Annotated in this window: 4 protein-coding genes; 1 reads left to right on the top strand and 3 read right to left on the bottom strand. The window is 73.3% G+C overall.

Annotation, left to right across the window (positions count from 1 at the left end; all coding sequences use genetic code 11):
• The 3 genes from ACTUAL_RS13940 to ACTUAL_RS13950 all read right to left on the bottom strand — a co-directional run.
• Positions 1 to 808, bottom strand: an 808-nt coding sequence (locus ACTUAL_RS13940) for an MFS transporter (protein ID WP_440900534.1), incomplete at its 3' end; no start/stop codon positions are given.
• A complete protein-coding gene (locus ACTUAL_RS13945) occupies positions 805 to 2,019 on the bottom strand; it encodes an ATP-grasp domain-containing protein (RefSeq protein WP_096495657.1) in 1,215 nt (404 codons plus the stop codon). The genes ACTUAL_RS13945 and ACTUAL_RS13940, both read right to left, overlap by 4 nt.
• Positions 2,020 to 2,347: 328 nt before the next feature.
• Positions 2,348 to 3,598 carry an MFS transporter gene (locus ACTUAL_RS13950; RefSeq protein WP_096495656.1) on the bottom strand — a complete coding sequence of 417 codons (1,251 nt, stop codon included), beginning with the start codon at positions 3,596 to 3,598 and terminating at the stop codon, positions 2,348 to 2,350.
• A gap of 316 nt (positions 3,599 to 3,914) precedes the next feature.
• Here ACTUAL_RS13950 and ACTUAL_RS13955 point away from each other — a divergent pair.
• A partial coding sequence (locus tag ACTUAL_RS13955; protein ID WP_440900535.1) for an alcohol dehydrogenase catalytic domain-containing protein occupies positions 3,915 to 4,443 on the top strand: 529 nt, incomplete at its 3' end.

The following is a 4,443-nucleotide window of genomic DNA, read 5'->3' on the forward strand; positions in this document are numbered from 1 at the left end:
CGTTGAGCGTCAGCAGCCCCGCGTACACCTTGGCGTCGTGGAAGTCCGCCACCGCCAGCGGGACCGTCGACGAGTACTGCACGTACACGGCGGTGATCAGCAGCACGCCGGTGAAGAACAGCACCAGCTGCGCCGGGAAGCGCTTGCCGCCCGCCGCCACCTCGTCCGCCGACGCCTCCTCGGCCACCCGCGCCGCGGGCTTCGGCAACCCGAGCCACAGCACCAGCGAGAACAGCAGGTACGCGCCGCTGCTCACCAGGAACAGCGACTCCAGCCCGTACGGGGTGATCGCGATCGCCAGCACCGGCCCCACCGCCGCGCCCACGTTCAGCGCCAACCGGAAGAACGCGAACACCGGCACCCGGTCCCGCTCGCGGGTGTGGTCCACCAGCAGCGCCGAGGCCGCGGGCAGGTACGACTGCGCGAACAGCGCCGCCGCGAACACCCCGACCAGCGCGACCGCCTTCGTCGGCGCGAAGCCGATCACGGCCAGCCCGACCGCCGCCAGCAGCGTCGACCCGACCAGGGACGCCTTGCGGGAGAAGCGGTCCGACACCCAGCCGCCCAGCATCGACCCGCACGGGATCGCGACGCCGACGGCCAGCAGGATCAGCGGCATCTGGGCCAGGGTGAACCCGAGCTGCTCCAGGAACAGCGTCAGGAACGTGGCGAAGTACGAGCCGGACCGGTTGACGAACACGCCCGCGACGAGGATCCAGACCGGGCGCGGCGAGCTCAGGATGACCTTGAGCACCGACCGCTGCTCGTCGGCCCCACCGGTCCCGGCCCCACCGGTCCCCGCGCTCACAGCGGCGTCCCGTCCACCACCAGGTCGGCCGCGACCGCGTCCCGCCGCTCCAGGCACTCCCGCCGGTCCGCGCCCGTGACGATCGCGAAGCCCAGCCGGGACAGGAAGCCCTCCGGCGGCAGCCGCACCTCGGTGCCGGGCGGCAGGAACGTGGTCAGCCGCTCCAGACCGGGGTACTCGGCCTCGTCGCGGCGCAACCGCACGCCGTCCACCCGGTAGGCCCGGTCCGGGTACACCATGACGATCGCGGCCACCTCCGAGCGCAGCGGCTCGGTCTCCGGGGCCAGCCCGACCGCCACCCGCGCCGCCGACGCGGCAAGGTCCACCCCGCTGGCCAGCTTGCCCAGCAGCGGGATCAGGTCGCCGCCCAGGCGCACGTTGATCTCGATGATGCGCGGCCCGTCCGGGGTGAGCCGGAACTCGGTGTGCGTCACCAGCCGGTCCAGCCCGACCGCCCGGTGCGCCTCGCGCACCAGCCGCACCGCCTCGTCGATCGCGGGCGAGGGCTCGGCGGGCACCACGTGCCCCAGCTCCTCGAAGTACGGCGGGAAGCCCAGCACCTTCTCGGCCACCACCAGCGGGTGCGCGACCCCGTCCCACACCACGCAGTCGACGCTGAACTCGGGCCCCTCCAGGTACTCCTCCAGCAGCACGCCCGCGAGCTTGGACGCGGTGCCGTCCCCGGCCTTGGCGGTCGCGGCGATCGCGAACGCCTCGCGCAGCCCCGCCTCGTCGTCGGCCCGCACCACGCCGATGCTCCCGCCGAGCGCGAGCGGCTTGCACACCAGCGGGAACCCGACGCGCCCCGCCGCGTCCACGGCCTCCTGCTCGGTGTGCGCCACGGCGAACCGCACCGGGCTCAGCCCGGCCTCGGCCAGGTGCCCGCGCAGCGCGGACTTGTCCTTGCACAGCCGGATCGCCTCGGGCGAGGTGTGCGCGATCCCGACCTCGGCGGCGACCCGCGCGACCGTGCCGACCAGGCTCTCGTCGTAGGTCAGCAGCCCGTCCGGCGCGACCTCCCGCACCGCCTCGACCAGCGCGGGCACGTCCGCCGGGTCGACCACCCGGAAGTCGGTGATGTGCGGCTTCTGCCAGGTGGGCTCCCGGTTCTCCAGGAGCACGAGGTCGGCCTCGCCCGCCATCGCCTCCAGCGCGTATTCCCGGAACGCCTGACCACCGCTGCCGATGACGACCAGCCGCTTTTCGCTCACTGCGGGAATCCCCCTGTGCTTCCGTGCCCGGTGTTCGTGCCGAGTGCCGCGCGGAGGCGGTGGCGCGGGACGGTCGGGCAGGCGGCGTCGCCCCGTGGCGGACCACCGCGCGGGAAGCAGCCGCGGTGCCGCGACATCGCGCTCCGGCTGGGAAAAACAGTGCCACACCCCGGTGTTGCGGGGCAATCGAAGAAGAGTCGGAACACCGTATGGCTGATTGCACTCGCACCGGAAAAAGAACCCGGTCCCTGAAATGCCCCTTCCCGCCCTGCGGAACGCCCCGCTGCGCCGAACGGGCCATCGGGAAACCCGATGGCCCGCGCCGCCGTCACGCCGCGGCGGGCGTCCGGCTCACCTCGGGGCCGACCGCGTCGGGGTCCGGCTGCAACGACACCAGCAGCGCCGCGCCGACCGTCATGACCGCGCTGAGCGCGATCACCGGCAGGTAGCTGTGGAACCGGTCCGCGATCACCGCGCCCAGCTGGCTGCTCACCGCCACCGCCACCATGTGCAGCGCCCACAGCACGCCGATCGCGGTGCCCTTGCGCCCGCGCGGCAGGATCTTCGCGATCCACATCGTGGTGGCCACCACGGTCACCAGGTAGCTCGCCCCGAACACCGCGCCGAAGACCAGGACGGTGAACTCGGCGGAGAAGAACGGGGTCAGCACCATCGCGCCCGCGCGCATCAGGTAGCCGCCGACCAGCGTGGCCCTGATCCGGCCCCGGTCGCACAGCCTGCCCGCCACCAGCGACCCGGCGATCTCGGTCGCGCCCAGCAGCACGAACGCCACCGAGCTGGTCACCGGGGCCACGCCGTGGTCGTGCATGTGCGGGAACAGGTGCACGTCGACGAACGCCATCGTGGTGCCGCAGGCGAAGAACGGCAGGATCAGCCCGCGCACCCGCCGGTCGGCGAACGCGGTGCGCACCCCGGCCAGGAACCCGTGCTCGGCGGGCGCGGCGGGCGGCTTGGGCTGGCGGGTGGAGGAGCGCACCAGCAGCAGCGACAGCGGCAGCAGCACCACCAGGAACACCGCGCCCGCGCCCAGCAGGATCTGCCGCCAGTCGGTGATGCCGCCCAGGTACGTCCACAGCGGCACCAGCACCATGAACCCGACCGCCGCGCCGTTGGTCAGCACCGCGTACAGCACGCCCGCGTTGCGCCCGGCGAACAGCTGGTCGGCCAGCACGCCCAGCGGCACGAACGACAGCATCGTGCAGCCGATCGCGCCGAGCACGCCGTAGGCCAGCACGAACAGCCGGATGTCGGTGACCGTCCCGCAGACCAGCAGCACGCACCCGACGATCCCGGCGCCCATCGCCAGCACCGGCACCGCGCCGATCCGGTCCGCCAGGTGCCCCACCGCCGACGAGGCGAGCGCGGTGACCACCGCGAACAGCGTCGTGCCCACCGCCAGGGTGCCCCTGGTGACGTCGAAGCTGTCGACCATCGGCAGGAACAGCACCTGCACGGTGCTCTTCATCGACGAGCCCGCCATCGAGATCACGAAGCTGACCGCGGTGGCGAAGATCGCGAACGCGGTGATGCCCCCCGCGATCCTGGGAGTGCCGCTCATGATTGCTCCACCACTTCCCCGAAGTGCCCGCGGACAGCTCCAGCGCGTCCCGGCGCGGGGACATGCTGGCACGCCGGGGTCGGGCGGCGGAATGCGCGATCCGGGCGAATCGGGAAACCGCTGCCACCTCCGGGCGCGGATCCGCGGGGAGCGCGCTGGAATACTGGGGAAAAGTGCGCAAATCGCATCGGCTGGCCCTGTCGGTCGCCCGTCAAGACCTTCGGGCGAAGTGTTTCAGGGGTAACGCCGGAGGGGGTTGCGGCGGGTATCCGGCTGGGCGCCCGCGCGGGCGCACGAGCTTCGTGGAGGCGAGCGGATGTCCAGGACGGTCAGTGCTGTGGTGGCGCCGGGTGGCGGCAAGCCCGCCGAGCTGGTGGAGGTCGTGGTGCCGGACCCCGGTCCGGACGAGGTGACCGTCCGGGTGCTGGCGTCGGGGGTGTGCCACACCGACCTGCACTACCGGGACGGGGTGATCGCCGCCGAGGGCCCGTACCTGCTGGGCCACGAGGCCTCCGGGATCGTGGAGCGGGTGGGGCCGGGCGTGCGGAACGTCGCGCCCGGCGACTTCGTGGTGCTCAACTGGCGGGCGGTGTGCGGCGAGTGCCGGGCGTGCAGGCGCGGGCGGGCCGAGGCGTGCGTGGACGACCGCACCGCCACCACCCCGATGACCCTGCTCGACGGGACGCCGCTCACCCCGGCGCTGGGCATCGGCGCGTTCACCGAGCTGACCCTGGTGCACAGCGGCCAGTGCACCCCGGTGAACCCGGCGGCCGACCCGGCCGCGGTGTGCCTGCTCGGGTGCGGGGTCATGTCGGGGCTGGGCGCGGCGATGAACACCGGCGGCG

This window comes from Actinosynnema sp., assembly GCF_052038725.1.

Coding starts and splice junctions, on each gene's coding strand:
- ACTUAL_RS13950 (WP_096495656.1), bottom strand. CDS start 3,598: ATGAGCGGCACTCCCAGGATCGCGGGGGGCATCACCGCGTTCGCGATC.